The following is an 18,684-nucleotide window of genomic DNA, read 5'->3' as shown; positions in this document are numbered from 1 at the left end:
CGGATACCGCGCCGGGACCCTTCCCTCAGTCGTCCCCGCTCAGTCGATCAGGCCGTCGGCGGCCTCGACCTCTTCGCGCGTGATGCCGAGCAGATACAGCACCGTGTCCAGGAAGGGCACGTTCACCGCCGTGTGAGCGGCCTCGCGCACGACCGGCTTCGCGTTGAACGCCACACCCAGCCCGGCGGTGTTCAGCATGTCCAGGTCGTTGGCACCGTCACCGATGGCGACGGTCTGGGCGAGCGGCACCCCCGCCTGTTCGGCGAAACTCCGCAGCAGCCGTGCCTTGCCTGCCCGGTCCACCACATCGCCGACGACCCGGCCCGTGAGCTTCCCGTCGACGATCTCCAGCGTGTTGGCGGAGGCGAAGTCGAGGCCGAGACGTTCCTTCAGGTCGTCCGTGACCTGGGTGAATCCGCCGGAGACGACACCCACTTGGTAGCCGAGGCGCTTCAGCGTACGGATCAGGGTGCGGGCGCCGGGCGTCAGCCGCACCTCGGCCCGCACCTTGTCCACCACCGACACGTCGAGCCCCGCGAGCAGCGCGACCCGTGCGTGCAGCGACTGCTCGAAGTCGAGCTCGCCCCGCATCGCCTGCTCGGTCACGGCGGCGACCTTGTCCTCACAGCCCGCGTGGGCCGCGAAGAGCTCGATCACCTCGTCCTGGATGAGCGTGGAGTCCACGTCCATGACGACCAGACGCTGGGCGCGGCGGCTCAGCCCAGCCGACACGACGGCGACGTCGACGCCGATCTCGGCGGCCTCCGTCGCCAGCGCGGTCCGCAGTTCCCCGGTGCCCGTACCGGAGACGGCGAATTCGACGGCCGTGACCGGGTACTTCGCCAGCCGGAAGATCCGGTCGATGTTTCCGCCGGTCGAGGTGATCCTGGCCGCTATGGCGGCGGTCGACTCCGCGGTGAGCGGGTGTCCCAGCACGGTCACGTGGGAACGGCCGGAGCCACGGGGCCGGTTGTCGCCCCTGCCCGAGATGATCTCGGCCTGCAACTTCAGCGAATCGGCCCAGCTGTGCACGGTCGCCCGCAGGTCGCCCTCGGTGGTACCGCCCGCGGTCGGAGCGGTGACCAGGGCGCACAGGACGATGCGGCCGCGGGTGACGACCTGCTCGATGTCCACGACATCGACGGAGTACGCGGCGAGTGTGTCGAAGAGCCCGGCGGTGATCCCGGGACGGTCCTTCCCGAAGATCTTCACGAGAAGAGTGGGTTCGTCGATGCCCTGACGGGACTCAGGGAGCTCAGGAGACGACGGAGACTGCGGTGGCTGAGATGCGCTCATGGTGTTCCCACCGTATCGGTCCCACCCGGACCCCCGGCCCCCTGTCCCGCCACCCGGACAACCGACGGCCTCCCACCGCACCCGGGCCCGCCGTGCGTCGGGCCCGTCCCCGCGGGCCGCCGTCCCTCCGTGCCCTCACGACAGGCGTACGCGACCGCGTCGAGTCCGCCCGGCGATCGAGGACAGCACGCTCACGCGGGGCCGGGTGGCTCCTCCGGCGGCGCCCCCGGCCCGGGCCCCGGCGGCGGCGGCACCGGCCGCCCGGTCCGCCCCACCACCGTCGGTGCCCCGTGCATTCCCTCCGGCATCCGCAGATACGGGTTCGTACCGTCGTTGGGCGCCCGGTACGGCCGCGAAGGACGGTACGGCCCGGCAGCCTCCGCGTCCGGATACCCGCCCTCCAGCATCGGCACCGCCCCCACCGCCCACGCAAGCCCCGCCCCCGCCGCTCCCGCACCGGCCCCCCACGCCGCTCCCAGCCCCGCCGCCACACCCGCCCGACCCCGCAGCTCGATCCCGGCCCCGAAGGCGTCGAAGCCCAGCACCGACAGCGAGGCGTCCGCGGACACGTGGGTCAGCCACACCAGCAACGGCAGCGCGATCGCCGTCACGCCCCCGAGCCGCACCGCACACCGCCCCGCGAACCCGGCGGCGGACACCCCGGGCGCACACGGTGTGCGGGCCGCCGCCAGCACCCCCGCGTACAGCATCGTCACCCCGGAGGCGAGCGCCAGCAGCCAGAGCCTGCCGTCCAGTTCGGCAAGCCTCCCGACCGTCACCGGCTGCCCCGCGGAGCCCCGTAACAGCTCGTCCAGCGGATCCGGAAGCAGCCCGGACAGCTCACCCGTGGCCTCGCCGTCCCACGGCACGAACAGCCCGAGCGGCACCCCGAGCCACGCCCCGTTCGGTGCCCCCAGCAGCGCGGCACCCGCGATCCGCTTCGGATGCGCGTCGCCGGCCGCCGCGTACGCCGCGGCCGCGCACCCGGCCAGCACCGCGACGAGCAGCACCGAGACCAGCGCGGACACGGCGGGCCGCACCATCCCGTGGAACCACCCGGCCGGGCCCGGCAGCGGAGTACGGGAAGCGAGCAGGGCGATCACGAGCACCCCGAGCACCCAGCAGGCGCCACCCGCCAGCGAGGCCCCGGTGTCGACGGCGAACCCCACCCGCGCCTCGGCCCGCGCCAGGTCGGCGAGCCGGTCGGGCAGCAGTCCGCCCAGGTCCCCGAGCCCATCGGCCGCACCGCCACCGGAACCCCCACCGGCCCCCGGCAGCCGGCCCCCGTCGATCGTCACGACATCGTGACCCGCCCAGGCAAGTCCCCCCACCATGGCCACGAACAGGGCAACCACCGACCCCGTACGAGCACCGAGCTCGCCCCAGGAGAGGTCCGCGCCCGCACCGCGCAGCGAGCGCAGGAAGAAGAAGGACAGGACGAGCGCGCCCACCAGGCCCACACCCAGTGGAGTCACGTCGACAGCCGTACGCGCCCCGGCCCCGTCGAGCCCGAAGGCCGTCACGTCACCGGACGGGGAGACCGTGCCGCCGACCCCCAGCACCACCACGGCCGCGGTCATCGGGCCCAGTTCACCGACAAAGCCGGCGCCGAGCAGATGCAGCCCCAGCGCCGCCGCCCCGGCCATCGCGGCCAGCGCCCAGCTCACCGAGGCGACCGAGGCGAGCACGACATCCACCCAGGGGAGACCCCGGCCGCCCCGGCCCGCAGCCCCCCGGTCCGCGCCCGCCCTCGTGTCCGCAGCCATGCAGGACCCCCCAATCTGCACCTACATGCCCTGAGTTGACCCATTCACTCATGATCCGTACGCACTCGTGCGTGGTTACCACTGTCCGAGGCTGTTTCGCCCGAGTCAACGGTGTGGCAGCACAGGTCTCTGCGCGGTCTTCACTCCGCCCGGCTTTCCGATCGGTGACTGGTCCTGGAATAGTTCCCCACGATGTTCAGCATCCCTGGACTCCCTGCGACGGGAGTCTCTCGGGGGACAATTAGTGGGGCGCGGAGTGCCGGAACTCGTACTGGAATTGAATGGCAGGACCTGGACGCTCGATCCGTCCAGGTCGTACACCCTCGGACGTGATCCGCAGGGCGATCTCGTGGTCGACGACGCCAGGGTGTCGTGGCGGCACGCCACGATCAGCTGGGGGGGCCGCAGTTGGTTCATCGAGGACCACGGCAGCACCAACGGCACCTACGTACAGGGCCAACGGATCCATCAGATGGAGATCGGGCCCGGCTCGGCGGTGCACCTGGGCAACGCCACCGACGGACCGCGGCTCAGCCTCAGCGGTGCCGCCGCGGACCTCTACAGCGGCCGGGCGGCGGGCGCCCAGCAGGCCCCCGCCCACCCCCAGCAGGGCGGACCGGCCGGGCACGACCAGGCCCAGCACCAGCAGCAGGCGTGGCAGCAGCAGCCCCAGCCGGGACACGTCCAGCCGCAGGTCCCGCACCAGCAGGGCATCCAGAAGGCGCCCGGCGCGGGTGGCCCCGGCGGCGTCCCCGGAGCCCAGCCGGTCTACGGGGACCGCAGCCCCACGACGTTCCACCAGCTGGACCTCGGCCGGGTGATGCGCATCGGCCGTGCGCTGGAGAACGAGCTGGTCGTCTCCGACCTCCAGGTCTCCCGCCACCACGCCGAGTTCCACGCGACGCCCGGCGGCCGCTTCGAGATCCGTGACCTCGGATCGCACAACGGCACCTACGTCAACGGCCAGCCGCTCAACAAGTCCGGGTCCGCGCTCATCGGCCCGAATGACATCGTCGGCGTCGGTCACTCGACCTTCCGGCTGGTCGGCGACCGGCTCGAAGAGTTCGTCGACACCGGTGAGGTCTCCTTCGCCGCCCGTCACCTCACGGTCACGGTCGACGGCGGGAAGCAGATCCTCCAGGACGTGTCGTTCGGTGTCCCGGAGAAGTCGCTGATCGGCGTCATCGGCCCGTCCGGCTCCGGAAAGTCCACCCTGCTCAAGGCGCTCACCGGCTACCGGCCCGCCAACCAGGGCGACGTCCTGTACGACAACCGGAACCTGTACAAGCAGTTCGCCGAGCTGCGCCAGCGCATCGGGCTGGTCCCGCAGGACGACATCCTGCACAAGGAACTGACCGTCACCCGCGCCCTGAAGTACGCGGCCAAGCTCCGCTTCCCCGCGGACACCACCGAGGCCGAGCGCCAGGCCCGCATCCGCGAGGTCCTCGCCGAGCTCAAGCTCGACATCCACAAGGACAAGAAGGTCACCTCGCTCTCCGGCGGCCAGCGCAAGCGCGTCTCCGTGGCCCTGGAGCTGCTCACCAAGCCCTCGCTGATCTTCCTGGACGAGCCGACCTCCGGTCTCGACCCGGGCATGGACCGCGATGTCATGCAGCTGCTGCGCGGTCTCGCCGACGACGGCCGTACGGTCCTCGTCGTCACCCACTCCGTGGCCGAGCTGGCCATCTGCGACAAGCTCCTGGTGATGGCGCCGGGCGGCTCGGTGGCCTACTTCGGTCCGCCGGAGGAAGCACTCAACTTCTTCGGCTACACCAGCTGGGCCGACGTCTTCTCCGCGTTCGAGAACTACCGCGACTACGACTGGGCGGGACGCTGGCGCGGCTCGCAGCACTACCAGATGTACGCGGCGGACATCGACGCGGTCGCCGCACAGTCCGTACACATGCCGCCCCCGCAGCAGATGCGCCCGCCCAAGCCGCAGGGCTGGGGGACGCAGCTGTGGACGCTGATCCGCCGCTACACCTCGGTGATCGCGTCCGACAAGGGCTTCATGGGCCTGATGGTGATCCTGCCCGCGGTGCTCGGCATCGTCAGCGTGGTCATCCCGGCCGACTTCGGCCTGGCACCGCCCACGCCGCCGTCCCGGTTCAACGGCGACGCCGGAACGATCATGCTGATCCTCGCGGTCGGCATGTGCTTCTCCGGCGCGGCCAACTCCGTACGAGAACTGATCAAGGAACGGGTCATCTACGAGCGCGAGCGGGCCACCGGCCTCTCCCGCTCCGCCTACCTGATGTCCAAGGTGATCGTCCTCGGAGTGATCACGGCCATCCAGGGCGTCATCATCTGCGGCATCGGCTTCGCCACCCGCGATCTGCCGGCCGAGGGCCTGATCATGCCGCCGGCCGCCGAGCTCTGCGTCACGATCATCGCGCTCGGCTTCACCTCGATGATGTTCGGCCTGGTCATCTCCTCGCTGGTGAAGACCTCCGAGAAGACGATGCCGTTGCTCGTCATGTTCGCGATCGTCCAGGTCGTCTTCACCGGCATCCTCTTCCAGGTCTACGGCTCGCCCGGCCTGGAACAGTTCGCCTGGCTGATGCCCTCGCGCTGGGCCATCGCCGCGGCCGGTTCGACGCTCGACCTGGCCCACCTCATGCCGCCGTGGGACCAGAAGGACCCCACCAACCTGGACCCGCTCTGGGAGAGCACGGCCGGCCAGTGGGGCATGAACATCTCGGTGCTGCTGTTCATCGGCATCGTCTGCGGCTTCGCGGTCGCGCGACTGCTGCGCCGCCACGAGCCGGAGGTCATGCGCAAGTAGCGCATCCGCCGCACGCACGGACGCCGGAGGGCGGCACCCCGCACGGGGTGCCGCCCTCCGGCGCGTGTCCGGTCCGACCAGGGGTCGGTCAGTACGCGCTGTTGACGTTGTCGATCGAGCCGTACTTGTCCGCGGCGTAGTTGGCCGCGGCCGTGATGTTGGCGACCGGGTCGTACTGGTCCTTGGGCGTGCCCTCGACGTGGTAGAAGTCGAACGTCGGCTTGATGACCTGCAGCAGGCCCTTGGACGGAACACCGTTGATCGCGTTGATGTCCCAGTTGTTGATGGCACGCGGGTTGCCGCTGGACTCACGCATGATGTTCTTGTGCAGCCCGTTGTACGTGCCGGGGATGTTCTTTTCCTTCATGATCGCGAGGGCCTCGCGAATCCAGCCGTCCAGGTTGTTGGCGTAGACGGGCTTACGGGCGACGCTGCGGCTCGCAGCCTCGGAGGAGCGCTTCTTGGCGTCGGCCTTCGCCTTCGCGGCGGCAGCGGCCTTGGCCTTGGCGTCCGCGGCGGCTTCGGCCTTCGCCTTCGCCTGCGCGGCGGTCTTCGCCTTGGCGGCGGCGGCCTTGGCGCGGGCGGCGTCGGCGGCCTTCACCAGGCTTTCGGCGGTGGAGTGCTGCTCGATGATGCTGGCCTGCACGGTCTTGGCCTGCGGGGCACCTGCCGCGGAGGCGAAGACCACCGGAGCGGCGGACAGGGCCTGGGTGCTTGTTTCGGCTCCTGCCTCGGCGGGAACGAGAGAGAAAGCGAGGGCAGCCGCACCAAGTGCGGAGACTCCGGCGACGGAGAGCTTCTGGGTCTTGTTCAGGCGACGGCTACGGCCGGGGGTGCTGGACGCGAACATGCAGACGTACCTCTTCGAATAGCAGGTGTCCTCACGGAGGACGAAGACGGAAGCGCCGCGTTGCGCATCTCCGTCGGGGACAGCCGCAATTCTTAGCTCCAGCAAAATGCTGTGGCAAAGGTGTGACGTACGAAGCCGGGTAGTGGATCAGGTGCCCGCTCTGCCCGGGTTGCCCCCACTCATGCCCGCATGATTGCCCGTTTTGTATCCACTAGTGGGCTTCGTAAGTGACGTGGGTCCTATGCGAGGGCTCACATGGGGCACGTGGCGAACTCACGAGATGTTGCTTCAGCAATGCGGAGCGTGAGGCTCCTCTGCCGGCTCTTCCGGCAGCAGGAGATGGACGTCCCCGAACTCGTGCCAGAGGTACGAACGCCGCAGCGCCTGCGCGTATCCACGCCGCAGCGCCTCCCGGCCCGCGATCGCCTCCAGCATCAGCAGATGAGAGGCCTCCGGCTCGTGCAGCCCGGTCAGCAGGCCGTCCACCGCCCGCACACCCCGCTGCGGCGTCACCACGAGGCCGGTCCAGCCCTCGGCCGCCCGTACGACCCCGTCCGCCCCCACCGACGACTCCAGAGCCCGCACCGCCGTCGTCCCGACCGCGATGACCCGCCAGCCACCCGCCCGCGCCGCGTTCACCAGCCACGCCGTCGCACCCGGCACCGAGAACCACTCCGGGTACGGGGGCTCGTGCGCCTCCGCCGAAGCCACCCCCGTATGCAGCGACAGCGGGGCGAACTGCACCCCACGCCGCACCAGCGAGGCCACCAGGGCTTCCGTGAACGGCCGCGCGGCGCTCGGCATCTCCGCCGAACCCCTCCCGTCCCGCGACGGCACCGCGAACACCGTCTGGTACGCCGACAGCGGCTGATCCCGCTCCGTGTACCCGTACCGGATCGGACGCCCGTACCGCCGCAGCAGCCCGGGCACGTCGAACGGCGCCCGCGCCCACCACAGCCGGGCCGCCTCCGGTGGCCCCAGCGGCTCCTCCAGTACGAGCCCGTGCCCGCCCGGCAGCCGTACCTGCGTCCCCAGCGGCCCACCCTGCCGAGGGCCCGTCGCCCCCGCACCGTCCGGCCGCCGCAGCTCCACGGACCACCGCCCGTCCTCACCCCGGGCCGAGAAGTGCACCACGACCCGCTCACCGCCCACCCGCCCGTTCACCGCGGCCGGCAGCGTCATCGACGTGTTGACCACCAGCACGTCACCGGCCCGCAGCTGCCCGGGCAGCTCCCGGAACGCGTGGTGCGAGACCGCACGACCGCGAGAGACCAGCAGCCGTACGTCGTCACGCCCCGCTCCCCGCTGCTCGGCCGGGACCCGTGCCGACAGCTCCCCGGGCACCCGCAGGGCCTCCAGCGCCGTCATCGCCCGGCCCCGGAAGGGTCCAGCAGAGACACCGCCGCGTACCGGCCGCTCGCCGGCCTCTCCTCCAGCAGCCGGAGGAAAGCCGGAGCCACACGCTCCGGAAGTGGCCTCGCGCTGTCGTCGCCGGGCACCGCGGCCGCGTAGAGCTCCGTCCGCATGTCCCCGGGGTCCACGGCCCACACCCGCAGCCCCGGCTCCTCCTCGCCCAGGACCGCCGCCATCTGGTCGAGCGCCGCCTTCGAGGCCCCGTAACCGCCCCAGGTCTCGTACGCCTCCGCCGCCGCGTCCGAGCTCACCATCACCACGGTCCCCACCGCCGAGGCCCGCAACAGCGGCAACGACTCCTGCACCAGGCCCAGCGCCGCCACCACATTGGTCTCCAGAGCCAGCCGCAGCCCGTCCAGCGGAAGCTCCTCCAGACGTACGAGCGGCTCGGCACCCAGCGCGCTCGCATTGCTCACCACCAGATCCAGCCCGCCCAGCTCCCCGGCGGCGGCCACCAGAGCCCCGCGATGCGCGGCGTCGGTGACATCCCCGGGCAGGGCCACCACGCGGGTCCCGTACCGGCTGCCCAGCTCCTGGGCCGTCCGCTCCAGCGCGCCGGCATTCCTGGCGTCCAGCACCAGATCCCAGCCCCGCTGCGCGAGCGTCGCTCCCAGTGCACGCCCCAGCCCCCTGGAACCACCCGTGATCAACGCGATCGGCATGACAACCGTCCCCTCGAAACGTCGGCCTTCACCGGGCGGCCCCCGGTGAACCCAACGTAGGAACAGCCCCCCGCGCCGCGCCTCGTCCGCGAGCCGCACCCGCACCCCGCACTTCGGCCTAGGCCCGGCCGGTCCTAGGACCTCGCAGGTCCGCCCGCCGGAAGTCCTAGTCCCCACGCCCGGAACCGCGGCCGTCCACAGCCCGATACGGCTGTCGTACCCCGCCGGTACGGTGAGCCCATGAGCCATCGCCCACCGTCGGGCCTCGCCGCGGTGAGTGCCGCGCTGCTCGCCATGAGCCGGCATCTCGAAATGCGTGACGTCCTCAAGACGATCGTCGCCTCGGCCCGTGAACTGCTCGACGCCGAATACGCCGCCCTGGGTGTCCCCGACGACCACGGCGGCTTCGCCCAGTTCGTCGTGGACGGCGTCAGCGACGAGCAGTGGAAGGCCATCGGCCCGCTGCCCAGACAGCACGGCATCCTCGCCGCGATGCTCCACCAGGCGAAGCCCGAGCGGCTCGCGGACGTCCGCAAGGACCCCCGCTTCGAGGGCTGGCCCGACGCGCACCCCGACATGTCCGACTTCCTCGGGCTGCCCATCCAGGACGGCGACGAGATCATCGGCGCCCTCTTCCTGGCCAACAAGCGCTGCCCCAAGCCGGCCGGCAGCTGCGGCTTCACCGCCGAGGACGAGGAGCTCCTGTCGATCCTCGCCCAGCACGCGGCGATCGCCCTCACCAACGCCCGGCTCTACGAACGGAGCCGTGAGCTCACCATCGCGGAGGAGCGTTCACGGCTGGCCCACGAGCTGCACGACGCCGTCAGCCAGAAGCTCTTCTCGCTCCGCCTGACCGCCCAGGCCGCCGCCGCCCTCGTCGACCGGGACCCCGCCCGCGCCAAGGACGAGCTCCAGCAGGTCGCCGCTCTCGCCGCGGAAGCCGTGGACGAACTGCGCGCGGCCGTCGTCGAGCTGCGCCCCGCCGCGCTCGACGAGGACGGCCTGGTCGCCACGCTCCGGACGCAGATCCAGGTCCTGGACCGTGCCCACGCCGCCCGGGTCACCTTCGAGAGCGCGGGGGTACGGGCACTGCCCGCCACCCAGGAGGAAGCGCTGCTCCGGGTCTCCCAGGAAGCCCTGCACAATGCCCTGCGCCACTCCGGCGCCGCGCACGTCGCCGTCTCCCTCGTGCGGCACGGCGCCACCGCCGTCCTGCGGATCTCCGACGACGGCAGCGGGTTCGACGCCACGGCCGTCCGGCACGCGGGCCGTCACCTCGGCCTCGTGTCCATGCGCCACCGGGCCGGCAGCGTCGGCGGGAAACTCACCGTCGAATCGGCGCCCGGACGGGGCACCACGATCAAGATGGAGGTGCCCTGTGGCTGACAGGATCATCAAGGTGCTGCTGGTCGACGACCACCAGGTGGTGCGCCGCGGACTCCGTACGTTCCTGGAGGTCCAGGACGACATAGAGGTCGTCGGCGAGGCCGCGGACGGCGCCGAGGGCGTCGCCCGCACCGAGGAGCTGCGCCCCGACGTGGTCCTCATGGACATCAAGATGCCCGGCACGGACGGCATCGAGGCTCTGCGCAAGCTCCGCGAACTGGCCAATCCGGCCAAGGTCCTGATCGTCACCAGCTTCACGGAACAGCGCACGGTGGTCCCCGCGCTGCGCGCCGGAGCCTCCGGTTACGTGTACAAGGACGTCGACCCGGAGGCCCTGGCCGGAGCCATCCGCTCGGTCCACGCCGGGCATGTGCTCCTCCAGCCGGAGGTCGCCGGGGCGCTGCTCGCCCAGGACGACGCGGGCAGCGGTACGGGCCGGGGGAGCACCCTCACCGAACGGGAGCGCGAGGTGCTCGGGCTGATCGCGGACGGGCGCTCGAACCGTGAGATCGCCCGGGCGCTGGTCCTCTCGGAGAAGACGGTCAAGACGCACGTGTCGAACATCCTGATGAAGCTGGACCTCTCCGACCGCACCCAGGCGGCGTTGTGGGCCGTCCGGCACGGGGCGGCCGGCTGAGAGCGCTCAAGCGGACCACCTCACTCCGCACTGAGATTCATACTGTCGGGTGTATGTCACCCACACGGCGCATCCTGTGGGGCTCCAGGGCGTTCTCCATGGCGTGCTGCGGCGGCAGGCCGCAGCGTTTCTAGGAGGAACCTGAAGTGAAGAACCTGAAGAAGGCCGCTGCCGTCACCATGATCGCCGGCGGAATCATCGCTGCCGGTGCCGGTGCTGCCTCCGCCACCGGTCACGGCGCCGGCGCCCACGGCACGGCCGTCAACTCCCCGGGCGTCGGCTCGGGCAACGTCGTCCAGGTCCCGGTGCACGTTCCCGTGAACGTCGTGGGCAACACCGTCAACGTGATCGGCCTGCTCAACCCGGCGTTCGGCAACTTCGGCCTGAACCACTGACCGACCCCGTCGGCAGAACCGCCGGGCGGGCCCATTCCCCAGGCCCGCCCGGCATCATCGCCGTCCAGCACCATCCCAGCCCGTCCGGCGTTCGAGGACGAAGGCCCCAGAGCCCGGCCCCCACCCACGCGCTACCGCCGCCCCCGCTCCCCCTCCTCCACATACGCGTTGTACGCGGCCACCTGCGCCCGACGAGCCACCCGCTCCACCGGCCTGAGCGCCTCACCCCGCGCCGAGATCTCCGCAGCCGTCACCGCACCGCCAGGCCCGTTCTCGTACGCCACCGAGACCAGCAGCCCGACCCGCTGCGCCAGCTCCAGCACCCGCACCGCACGCGGCGGATACCCCGGAGCCAGCACCTCGCGTCCCCGCTCAGCCCGCGCCCGGTACGCGTCCACCGCAGCCTCGGCCACCGGCCCCGACCCGGCCACATCCAGCCGCGCCAGCACCGCCGTCGCATCCCGCAACGCCTCCGCCAGCTCCCGCTCGGCCTCGCTCAGCGACGGCACATCGGCGGGTGGCGCCTCCCGTACCGGCAGACAACGCCACACCACCTCGACGTGCAGATCCCCCGCGGGACCCACCTCACGCACCTCCGGCACGAGCCCGTACGGCACCCCGGAAGCCACCACGGCCTCCTCCGCCTCCAGCGCCCGCGCGTTGAACTCCGGCGGCCCGCTGAGCCCCAGCGGATGCCCCGACACCGGCAGCGCGACCCGGAAACCGGTCGCCCCCAGCGCCCGCAGCCGCCCGAGCGCCAGCGTCAGTCCGACCGGCCCCGCCTCACCAGGCACCCCCTCCACGCGGTGCACCGCGTCCTCCCCGACAATCGCGAGCGCCGCATCGTCCGGTGATACGAGTCCCGCCACAAGCGCGTTTCCCCAGGCAGCGAAGAGCCCTGAGCGTGGTTCCGAAAGCATGGCGACAGCCTAGGGAATGCGTCCCGGGCCCGTCATCACACCGGCCCAGCGGCTGAAGCGCTCCTGGGGTGGCGTAGGTTTTCCCTGGGAGCTGTGCCTACAGGCACGCGACGATCTCGAGACTGCATGGGGAGACAACGCGCTCATGAGCGATGTACTGGAGCTGGTGGACGTATCCGTGGTCCGCGACGGACGCGCTCTGGTGGACGACGTCTCCTGGTCGGTCAAGGAGGGTGAGCGCTGGGTCATCCTCGGACCGAACGGCGCCGGCAAGACCACCCTCCTGAACATCGCGTCCAGCTACCTCTTCCCGAGCACCGGAACCGCCAAGGTCCTCGGCGAGCAGCTCGGCGGCGTGGGCACCGACGTGTTCGACCTCCGCCCCCGCATCGGCATCGCGGGCATGGCCATGGCCGACAAGCTGCCCAAGCGCCAGACCGTGCTGCAGACGGTGCTCACCGCCGCGTACGGCATGACCGCCACCTGGCACGAGAACTACGACGCCGTCGACGAGGACCGCGCCCGCGCCTTCCTCGACCGGCTCGGCATGACCGAGTTCCTGGAGCGCAAGTTCGGCACCCTCTCCGAGGGCGAGCGCAAGCGCACCCTGATCGCCCGCGCGATGATGACCGACCCCGAGCTCCTCCTCCTCGACGAGCCCGCCGCCGGCCTCGACCTCGGAGGCCGCGAAGACCTGGTCCGCCGCCTCGGCAGGCTCGCCCGCGACCCGTTCGCACCCTCCATGATCATGGTCACCCACCATGTCGAGGAGATCGCACCCGGCTTCACGCACGTCCTGATGATCCGGCAGGGCAAGGTCCTCGCCGCGGGCCCCATGGAGACCGAGCTCAGCTCCCGCAACCTCTCCCTCTGCTTCGGCCTGCCGCTCGTCGTCGAGCACACCGGCGACCGCTACACGGCCCACGGACTGCCGCTCGCCTGACAGCCGCCCGCCCGCGCCCTGTTGGCGGGGGCACTCGCGGTCCTACGATGACGTCGTGGAAATCGACGCGTGGGTGTGGTGGCTGATCGGGGCGGTGGGACTGGGCATCCCGCTCGTCCTCACAGCGATGCCCGAATTCGGAATGTTCGCCGCCGGAGCCGTCTGCGCGGCGGTCGTCGCGGCCCTCGGCGGCGGCATCGTGGCCCAAGTGCTGGTCTTCGTCGCCGTATCCGTGGCGCTCATCGCCGTCGTGCGCCCCATCGCCGCCCGGCACCGCGGCGACCGTCCTCCGCACGCGACGGGCATCGACGCCCTGAAAGGCCGTCAGGCAGTCGTGCTGGAACGGGTCGACGGCAGCGGCGGCCGCATCAAGCTGGCCGGCGAGATCTGGTCCGCCCGTACGCTCGACAGCGACCAGACCCTCGAGCCCGGCCAACAGGTCGATGTCGTCGACATCGACGGGGCGACAGCCGTCGTCATGTAGCGAACTGCGCGCACGACAGCCGGAGTTCTGACAAACTCGATGTCGATCATCATGAGAATTCGCACCTCATGAGATCTCGACCAAGATCACCGCGATCCGTCGGCAACCGAAGGGCACGAGTCACACGATGCAACCGATCATCATCGTCCTGATCATTCTGGTGGTGCTCGTCTTCATCGCCCTGATCAAGACGATCCAGGTCATCCCGCAGGCCAGTGCCGCCATCGTCGAGCGCTTCGGCCGCTACACGCGCACCCTCAACGCCGGGCTGAACATCGTCGTCCCGTTCATCGACTCCATCCGCAACCGGATCGACCTCCGCGAACAGGTCGTCCCCTTCCCGCCCCAGCCGGTGATCACCCAGGACAACCTGGTCGTCAACATCGACACCGTCATCTACTACCAGGTGACCGACGCCCGCGCCGCGACCTACGAGGTCGCGAGCTACATCCAGGCGATCGAACAGCTCACCGTCACCACCCTCCGCAACATCATCGGTGGCATGGACCTGGAGCGGACCCTCACCTCCCGCGAGGAGATCAACGCGGCCCTGCGCGGCGTCCTCGACGAAGCCACCGGCAAGTGGGGCATCCGCGTCAACCGCGTCGAGCTCAAGGCCATCGAGCCGCCCACCTCCATCCAGGACTCGATGGAGAAGCAGATGCGCGCCGACCGCGACAAGCGCGCCGCGATCCTCACCGCCGAGGGCATCAGGCAGTCCGCGATCCTTACCGCCGAGGGCGAGAAGCAGTCCGCGATCCTGCGCGCCGAGGGTGAGGCCAAGGCATCCGCACTGCGCGCCGAGGGCGAGTCCCAGGCCATCCGCACGGTGTTCGAGGCCATCCACGCCGGGGACCCGGACCAGAAGCTCCTCTCGTACCAGTACCTCCAGATGCTCCCGAAGATCGCCGAGGGCGACGCGAACAAGCTCTGGATCGTGCCCAGCGAGATCGGCGACGCCCTCAAGGGCCTCAGCGGAGCCTTCGGCAACCTCGGCAGCGGCGCCCCCGGCTTCAACACCGGCAACACCGGCAAGGAGCGCCGCGAGGAACCCCCCGTCGGCTGACGGAGATCCATCTTCGTGCATGATCAGTGCGGCCCCTCGACCTTCATGGCGGGGAGGCATCACTGACCATCGAAGGAGATGGCCTTGTCCATCTGGGAAATCCTCGCGATCTTCGCGGCGGGTGTCGGCGCGGGCACGATCAACACGATCGTCGGCTCGGGCACACTGATCACCTTCCCCGTCCTGCTCGCCACGGGCCTGCCACCCGTGACCGCCACCGTCTCCAACGCCCTCGGCCTGATCCCCGGCTCCATCAGCGGCGCGATCGGCTACCGCCAGGAACTCGCGGGACAGCGGCGCCGCGTACTGAAACTCAGCGTCGGCGCCGCCATCGGCGGCCTCACCGGCGCCACTCTCCTCCTGGCCCTGCCCTCAACGGCGTTCGAGACGATCGTCCCGGTCCTGGTCGCCCTCGCGCTCGTCCTGGTCATCCTGCAACCACGCATCAGCAAAGCGGTCCAGCGCCGCCGGGAGCGCAACGGCACCCGCCCCCGCCCCGACGGAGGACCGGCCCTCTACACCGGGCTGACCCTCGCCAGTGTCTACGGGGGCTACTTCACCGCCGCCCAGGGCATCATTTACCTCTCCCTGATGGGCATGCTGCTCGACGACACCATGCAGCGACTGAACGCCGTCAAGAACGTCCTCGCCGCCGTCGTCAACAGCATCGCCGCGCTGTTCTTCCTCTTCGTCGCCGACTTCGACTGGACGGCCGTCGTCCTCATCGCCGTCGGCTCCGCCATTGGCGGCCAGATCGGCGCCAAGGTGGGCCGGCGCCTCAGCCCCGCCTTCCTCCGTGCCTTCATCGTCGTGGTCGGCACGGCCGCCATCGTCCAGCTGCTGCTCCGCTGACACACGGAAGCCCGTCTCCCCACGGAGACGGGCTTCCGATACGTCAACGGCCCACCCGCACTACGCCGCGGACCGGTCCAGCCACTCCGGCAGGGCCGACCGGTCACCGGCCCCCATCGCCAGCAGCATCGCCTCCGCCGGCGACGGGACGAACGGCTGCCGCAGCAACGGCATCCCCGCCTGCTCCGGCGTCCTGGCCGCCTTGCGGTGGTTGTCCTCGGCGCAGGACGCCACCGTGTTCAGCCACGAATCCTGACCCCCCTGCGCCCGCGGAACCACGTGGTCGACGGTGCTCGCCCTGCGCCCGCAGTACGCGCACCGGTGTTGGTCCCGTATGAGCACACCCCTTCTGGACCACGGGGCCTGTCTTCGGAACGGCACCCGTACGTACCTGCAGAGCCTGATCACCCGGGGCACCGGAATATCGACGTCGGCACCGCGCATACGGAGGCCGGGATGCGACTGCTCGACCACGGCCTTGTCCGTCAGGATCAGCACCACCGCACGGTTGAGAGTCACCGTCGACAGCGGCTCGAAGCTCGCATTCAGTACCAGCGTGTCCCGCATCCCGCCCACCTCCCGTGTGCCGCCCGCCCCCTGGCAGGCCCGGATCAACTCTGGCTGGGCGGGCCGTGATGGACAACGCAATAAAAAATGCCCTGCCCTGATCTCTCCAAGACCAGGGCAGGGCAAACAGCGGAGAAACTTCTCAGCTCGCCGGAGCCTCGTACTCACCGACGAGCTGTGCACGGCCCAGCGTGTGGAACCGCAGATTGAAACCGACGGCCGCCGGCGACACGTCACTGTCGACACCGAGCTTCTCGCTGTCCACCGCATACACGGTGAACACGTAGCGGTGGTTCTCCCCGGCCGGCGGCGCGGCTCCGCCGAAGTCCTTCGACCCGTAGTCGTTACGGACGTGGACGGCACCGGCGGGCAGTCCGTCGGACTTCGCGCTGCCCGCACCGGCCGGCAGTTCCGTGACCGACGCCGGGATGTCGAAGAGCACCCAGTGCCAGAATCCGCTGCCCGTGGGCGCATCCGGATCGAAGCACGTCACGGCGAAGCTCTTGGTCTCCGCGGGGAAACCCTCCCACCGCAGCTGCGGCGATGTGTTCCCTTCCGCGAGCACCTGCGCGTCCGCGAGCACACCACCCGGCTCCAGGTCCTCGCTCACCACGGTGAACGAGGGGACAGCGGGATGGAAGTCGTGCGGCAGCGGCGCCCTCTTCGACTGGGTCACGTCAGCACCTCTCCTGAATCGGCTCTTCTGCTGTCGGCGGGTCTCCCCTCGACCCTAGAGCCAGTTGCGCTGTCCACCGACCTGCGCGAGCCACTGGTTGAGGTAGGCCACCCAGTCGGTGCCCTGGAAGTCGTTGTGCCCGACCTTGAACGTCCGGTACGAGTCGCTGCCCTCGCTGAAGAGCCCCGGCTTCTTGTCCATCTCCAGCACGACGTCCATCTCGCGGTCGTCCGCGACGAACGTGAGCTCGACCTGGTTCAGCCCGCGGTACTGCTGCGGCGGTACGAACTCGATCTCCTGGTAGAACGGCAGGCGCTGCCGCGTGCCGCGGATGTGACCACGCTCCATGTCGGCGCTGCGGAAACCGAAACCGAGCTGCCCGAAGGCGTCCAGGATCGCCTGCTGCGCCGGCAGCGGGTGCACGTTGATCGGGTCCAGGTCCCCGGAGTCGACCGCGCGGGCGATCTCGAGCTCGGTCGTCACACCGATGTTCATGCCGCGCAGGTGCTGTCCGCCGAACATCGTGATCGGCGTCTCCCACGGGATTTCGAGCCCGAACGGTACGACGTGGACGGCACCGGCCTTGACCTCGAAGGCCCCGCCCAGACGCAGCTTGGTGAACTCGATGTCCTGCTTCGTCTCCTGGTCCTGGCCCTCGACCTCGACCCGAGCCTGCAGGCCGACGGAGAGCGCCTCCACCTGCTGGTCCACGGACCCGCCCTGGATACGGACCTCGCCCTGCACGACCCCACCGGGGACGACGTTCAGCTCGGTCAGCTCGGTCTCCACCGAAGCGCCACCGGCACCCATGCTCGCGAGAAGCCTCTTGAAGCCCATGTTTTCTCCTTGTTGGTCCTGACCCCTACATACGCGCCACGACCGTAGCCGGTTCCCGGACGCGAGGTCCCAGTACCCTCGGACGCCATGACCGAGGGCATGGAACGCACGCCGCTGACGCGGGACTTTTTCGACCGGTCCGTACTGGAAGTCGCCCCAGACCTGCTGGGCCGCACGCTCGTCCGCACCACGGACGACGGGCCCATCGAGGTACGCCTCACCGAGGTGGAGGCGTACGCGGGGGAGATCGACCCGGGCTCGCACGCCTTCCGGGGCCGCACTCGGCGCAACCACGCCATGTTCGGCCCGCCCGGTCATGCGTACGTCTACTTCACGTACGGCATGTGGCACTGCCTCAACCTGGTGTGCGGCCCGGAGGGCATGGCGAGCGGTGTCCTGCTCCGGGCCGGCGCGATCGAGGCCGGCGCGGAATGGGCGCGCAAGCGGCGACTCTCGGCCCGCAACGACAAGGAACTGGCCAAGGGCCCGGCACGCCTGGCCACGGCACTCGGCGTGGACCGCGCGCTCAACGGCGACGACGTCGTCGCCGGCCCGTCCGCGCCGCTGTATGTACTGCACGGCACCCCGCCACCCCGCGACCAGGTGCGCAGTGGCCCGCGCACCGGGGTGGGCGGGGACGGCGCGCATCATCCCTGGCGTTTCTGGATCGACGGCGACCCGACAGTGAGTCAGTACCGGGCCCACGCCCCCCGTCGCCGGGCGACTTGACTCGTTCCCGGGAGGCCCCTAAAGTAGTCCGAGCCGCTTGAACGAATGCTGTTGTCGGAACGGTTCATCGAACCGGGTCCGTGCTTCTCGAAGCGGCCAACCACTACCTACGAGTCACCCTGGCGGGTGCGAATTCGGCATGCCGCAATTCGTCCCATCGGCTCGATTATGAGCCACCAAGGAAATCGGCTAACGTAGTGGACACGCCGAAAGGCAAAGGCCCTCCAACAGGCCGCCGGAATCAAATTCGAACCGGAAACGGAACGAAATGAGTCTGGTAAGGTTGGAACCGCCGGAAAGGGAAACCGCGAAAGCGAATTCCTTGAAAGGCGAAACCCGCTTCGACCGGGAATCGGACACGAAAGAGTCTGATAGAGTCGGAAACGCAAGAACGAAGGGAAGCGCCCGGAGGGCCCCGGT

At 70.2% G+C, this 18,684-nt stretch carries 18 protein-coding genes; 9 read left to right on the top strand and 9 right to left on the bottom strand.

What is annotated here, in order from left to right:
• Positions 1-39 precede the first annotated feature (39 nt).
• Together serB and ACFWSK_RS35595 are read right to left on the bottom strand one after the other, a co-directional pair.
• Positions 40-1,296, bottom strand: a complete 1,257-nt coding sequence (gene serB, locus ACFWSK_RS35600) for a phosphoserine phosphatase SerB (protein ID WP_383795711.1) — start codon at positions 1,294-1,296, stop codon at positions 40-42.
• Positions 1,297-1,487: 191 nt separating this feature from the next.
• The gene (locus ACFWSK_RS35595; protein WP_383795708.1) at positions 1,488-3,062 is read right to left on the bottom strand and encodes a streptophobe family protein; all 1,575 of its coding nucleotides are present in this window, start codon (positions 3,060-3,062) and stop codon (positions 1,488-1,490) included.
• A gap of 244 nt (positions 3,063-3,306) precedes the next feature.
• Between ACFWSK_RS35595 and ACFWSK_RS35590 the strand changes: the two genes are divergently transcribed.
• Positions 3,307-5,847, top strand: a complete 2,541-nt coding sequence (locus tag ACFWSK_RS35590) for an FHA domain-containing protein (RefSeq protein WP_383795705.1) — start codon at positions 3,307-3,309, stop codon at positions 5,845-5,847.
• Between the two features lie 88 nt (positions 5,848-5,935).
• Here the strand turns inward: ACFWSK_RS35590 and ACFWSK_RS35585 are convergent, their stop codons facing one another.
• The 3 genes from ACFWSK_RS35585 to ACFWSK_RS35575 all read right to left on the bottom strand — a co-directional run bounded on the left by ACFWSK_RS35585 (position 5,936) and on the right by ACFWSK_RS35575 (position 8,772).
• Positions 5,936-6,697 (bottom strand): transglycosylase SLT domain-containing protein, encoded by a 762-nt coding sequence (locus ACFWSK_RS35585; RefSeq protein ID WP_383795702.1) that lies wholly within the window; start codon positions 6,695-6,697, stop codon positions 5,936-5,938.
• 288 nt (positions 6,698-6,985) lie between these two features.
• The gene (locus ACFWSK_RS35580; protein ID WP_383795699.1) at positions 6,986-8,065 is read right to left on the bottom strand and encodes an S-adenosylmethionine:tRNA ribosyltransferase-isomerase; all 1,080 of its coding nucleotides are present in this window, start codon (positions 8,063-8,065) and stop codon (positions 6,986-6,988) included.
• Positions 8,062-8,772, bottom strand: coding sequence for an SDR family NAD(P)-dependent oxidoreductase (locus ACFWSK_RS35575; protein WP_383795696.1), 711 nt, complete (start codon positions 8,770-8,772; stop codon positions 8,062-8,064). The genes ACFWSK_RS35580 and ACFWSK_RS35575 overlap by 4 nt, the downstream gene beginning before the upstream one ends.
• 240 nt (positions 8,773-9,012) lie before the next feature.
• Between ACFWSK_RS35575 and ACFWSK_RS35570 the strand changes: the two genes are divergently transcribed.
• The 3 genes from ACFWSK_RS35570 to ACFWSK_RS35560 all read left to right on the top strand — a co-directional run bounded on the left by ACFWSK_RS35570 (position 9,013) and on the right by ACFWSK_RS35560 (position 11,190).
• Positions 9,013-10,158 (top strand): GAF domain-containing sensor histidine kinase, encoded by a 1,146-nt coding sequence (locus tag ACFWSK_RS35570; RefSeq protein WP_383795694.1) that lies wholly within the window; start codon positions 9,013-9,015, stop codon positions 10,156-10,158.
• Positions 10,151-10,795 (top strand): response regulator, encoded by a 645-nt coding sequence (locus ACFWSK_RS35565; protein WP_383795691.1) that lies wholly within the window; start codon positions 10,151-10,153, stop codon positions 10,793-10,795. Before ACFWSK_RS35570 ends, ACFWSK_RS35565 begins: the two co-directional genes overlap by 8 nt.
• A 146-nt stretch (positions 10,796-10,941) precedes the next feature.
• Positions 10,942-11,190, top strand: coding sequence for a chaplin family protein (locus ACFWSK_RS35560; protein ID WP_383795689.1), 249 nt, complete (start codon positions 10,942-10,944; stop codon positions 11,188-11,190).
• A gap of 131 nt (positions 11,191-11,321) precedes the next feature.
• Here the strand turns inward: ACFWSK_RS35560 and ACFWSK_RS35555 are convergent, their stop codons facing one another.
• Positions 11,322-12,110 carry a hypothetical protein gene (locus ACFWSK_RS35555; protein ID WP_382740413.1) on the bottom strand — a complete coding sequence of 263 codons (789 nt, stop codon included), beginning with the start codon at positions 12,108-12,110 and terminating at the stop codon, positions 11,322-11,324.
• Positions 12,111-12,255: 145 nt separating this feature from the next.
• On the opposite strand from ACFWSK_RS35555, the gene ACFWSK_RS35550 reads away from it, so the two are divergent.
• The 4 genes from ACFWSK_RS35550 to ACFWSK_RS35535 all read left to right on the top strand — a co-directional run bounded on the left by ACFWSK_RS35550 (position 12,256) and on the right by ACFWSK_RS35535 (position 15,455).
• Positions 12,256-13,053, top strand: coding sequence for an ABC transporter ATP-binding protein (locus tag ACFWSK_RS35550; RefSeq protein WP_383795686.1), 798 nt, complete (start codon positions 12,256-12,258; stop codon positions 13,051-13,053).
• A 55-nt stretch (positions 13,054-13,108) separates the two neighbouring features.
• A complete protein-coding gene (locus ACFWSK_RS35545) occupies positions 13,109-13,537 on the top strand; it encodes an NfeD family protein (protein WP_383795683.1) in 429 nt (142 codons plus the stop codon).
• Positions 13,538-13,664: 127 nt separating this feature from the next.
• Positions 13,665-14,603 carry an SPFH domain-containing protein gene (locus ACFWSK_RS35540; protein WP_382740404.1) on the top strand — a complete coding sequence of 313 codons (939 nt, stop codon included), beginning with the start codon at positions 13,665-13,667 and terminating at the stop codon, positions 14,601-14,603.
• Positions 14,604-14,687: 84 nt separating this feature from the next.
• Positions 14,688-15,455, top strand: coding sequence for a sulfite exporter TauE/SafE family protein (locus tag ACFWSK_RS35535; protein ID WP_383795679.1), 768 nt, complete (start codon positions 14,688-14,690; stop codon positions 15,453-15,455).
• A gap of 60 nt (positions 15,456-15,515) precedes the next feature.
• On the opposite strand, the gene ACFWSK_RS35530 is transcribed toward ACFWSK_RS35535, so the two are convergent.
• The 3 genes from ACFWSK_RS35530 to ACFWSK_RS35520 form a co-directional block, all read right to left on the bottom strand.
• Positions 15,516-16,022, bottom strand: coding sequence for an HNH endonuclease (locus tag ACFWSK_RS35530; protein WP_383795676.1), 507 nt, complete (start codon positions 16,020-16,022; stop codon positions 15,516-15,518).
• Between the two features lie 142 nt (positions 16,023-16,164).
• A complete protein-coding gene (locus ACFWSK_RS35525) occupies positions 16,165-16,698 on the bottom strand; it encodes a YbhB/YbcL family Raf kinase inhibitor-like protein (protein ID WP_383795674.1) in 534 nt (177 codons plus the stop codon).
• A gap of 54 nt (positions 16,699-16,752) precedes the next feature.
• Complete coding sequence (locus ACFWSK_RS35520) at positions 16,753-17,535, bottom strand: sporulation protein (protein WP_383795671.1); 783 nt, start codon at positions 17,533-17,535, stop codon at positions 16,753-16,755.
• 87 nt (positions 17,536-17,622) lie between these two features.
• Here ACFWSK_RS35520 and ACFWSK_RS35515 point away from each other — a divergent pair, with 87 nt between their 5' ends.
• The gene (locus ACFWSK_RS35515; RefSeq protein WP_383795668.1) at positions 17,623-18,264 is read left to right on the top strand and encodes a DNA-3-methyladenine glycosylase; all 642 of its coding nucleotides are present in this window, start codon (positions 17,623-17,625) and stop codon (positions 18,262-18,264) included.
• Positions 18,265-18,684 lie beyond the last annotated feature (420 nt).

Source organism: Streptomyces sp. NPDC058620, from assembly GCF_042717135.1.
Classification (GTDB): domain Bacteria; phylum Actinomycetota; class Actinomycetes; order Streptomycetales; family Streptomycetaceae; genus Streptomyces.
The sequence above is the reverse complement of the archived record's forward strand: the minus strand, read 5'-3'. Positions and strand labels throughout refer to the sequence as shown.

What these genes read in the sequence shown, in the direction of transcription:
- serB (WP_383795711.1), bottom strand. Translation starts at nt 1,296, where the DNA reads ATGAGCGCATCTCAGCCACCGCAGTCTCCGTCGTCTCCTGAGCTCCCT.
- ACFWSK_RS35595 (WP_383795708.1), bottom strand. Translation starts at nt 3,062, where the DNA reads ATGGCTGCGGACACGAGGGCGGGCGCGGACCGGGGGGCTGCGGGCCGG.
- ACFWSK_RS35585 (WP_383795702.1), bottom strand. Translation starts at nt 6,697, where the DNA reads ATGTTCGCGTCCAGCACCCCCGGCCGTAGCCGTCGCCTGAACAAGACC.
- ACFWSK_RS35580 (WP_383795699.1), bottom strand. Translation starts at nt 8,065, where the DNA reads ATGACGGCGCTGGAGGCCCTGCGGGTGCCCGGGGAGCTGTCGGCACGG.
- ACFWSK_RS35575 (WP_383795696.1), bottom strand. Translation starts at nt 8,772, where the DNA reads ATGCCGATCGCGTTGATCACGGGTGGTTCCAGGGGGCTGGGGCGTGCA.
- ACFWSK_RS35570 (WP_383795694.1), top strand. Translation starts at nt 9,013, where the DNA reads ATGAGCCATCGCCCACCGTCGGGCCTCGCCGCGGTGAGTGCCGCGCTG.
- ACFWSK_RS35555 (WP_382740413.1), bottom strand. Translation starts at nt 12,110, where the DNA reads ATGCTTTCGGAACCACGCTCAGGGCTCTTCGCTGCCTGGGGAAACGCG.
- ACFWSK_RS35550 (WP_383795686.1), top strand. Translation starts at nt 12,256, where the DNA reads ATGAGCGATGTACTGGAGCTGGTGGACGTATCCGTGGTCCGCGACGGA.
- ACFWSK_RS35540 (WP_382740404.1), top strand. Translation starts at nt 13,665, where the DNA reads ATGCAACCGATCATCATCGTCCTGATCATTCTGGTGGTGCTCGTCTTC.
- ACFWSK_RS35530 (WP_383795676.1), bottom strand. Translation starts at nt 16,022, where the DNA reads ATGCGGGACACGCTGGTACTGAATGCGAGCTTCGAGCCGCTGTCGACG.
- ACFWSK_RS35520 (WP_383795671.1), bottom strand. Translation starts at nt 17,535, where the DNA reads ATGGGCTTCAAGAGGCTTCTCGCGAGCATGGGTGCCGGTGGCGCTTCG.
- ACFWSK_RS35515 (WP_383795668.1), top strand. Translation starts at nt 17,623, where the DNA reads ATGACCGAGGGCATGGAACGCACGCCGCTGACGCGGGACTTTTTCGAC.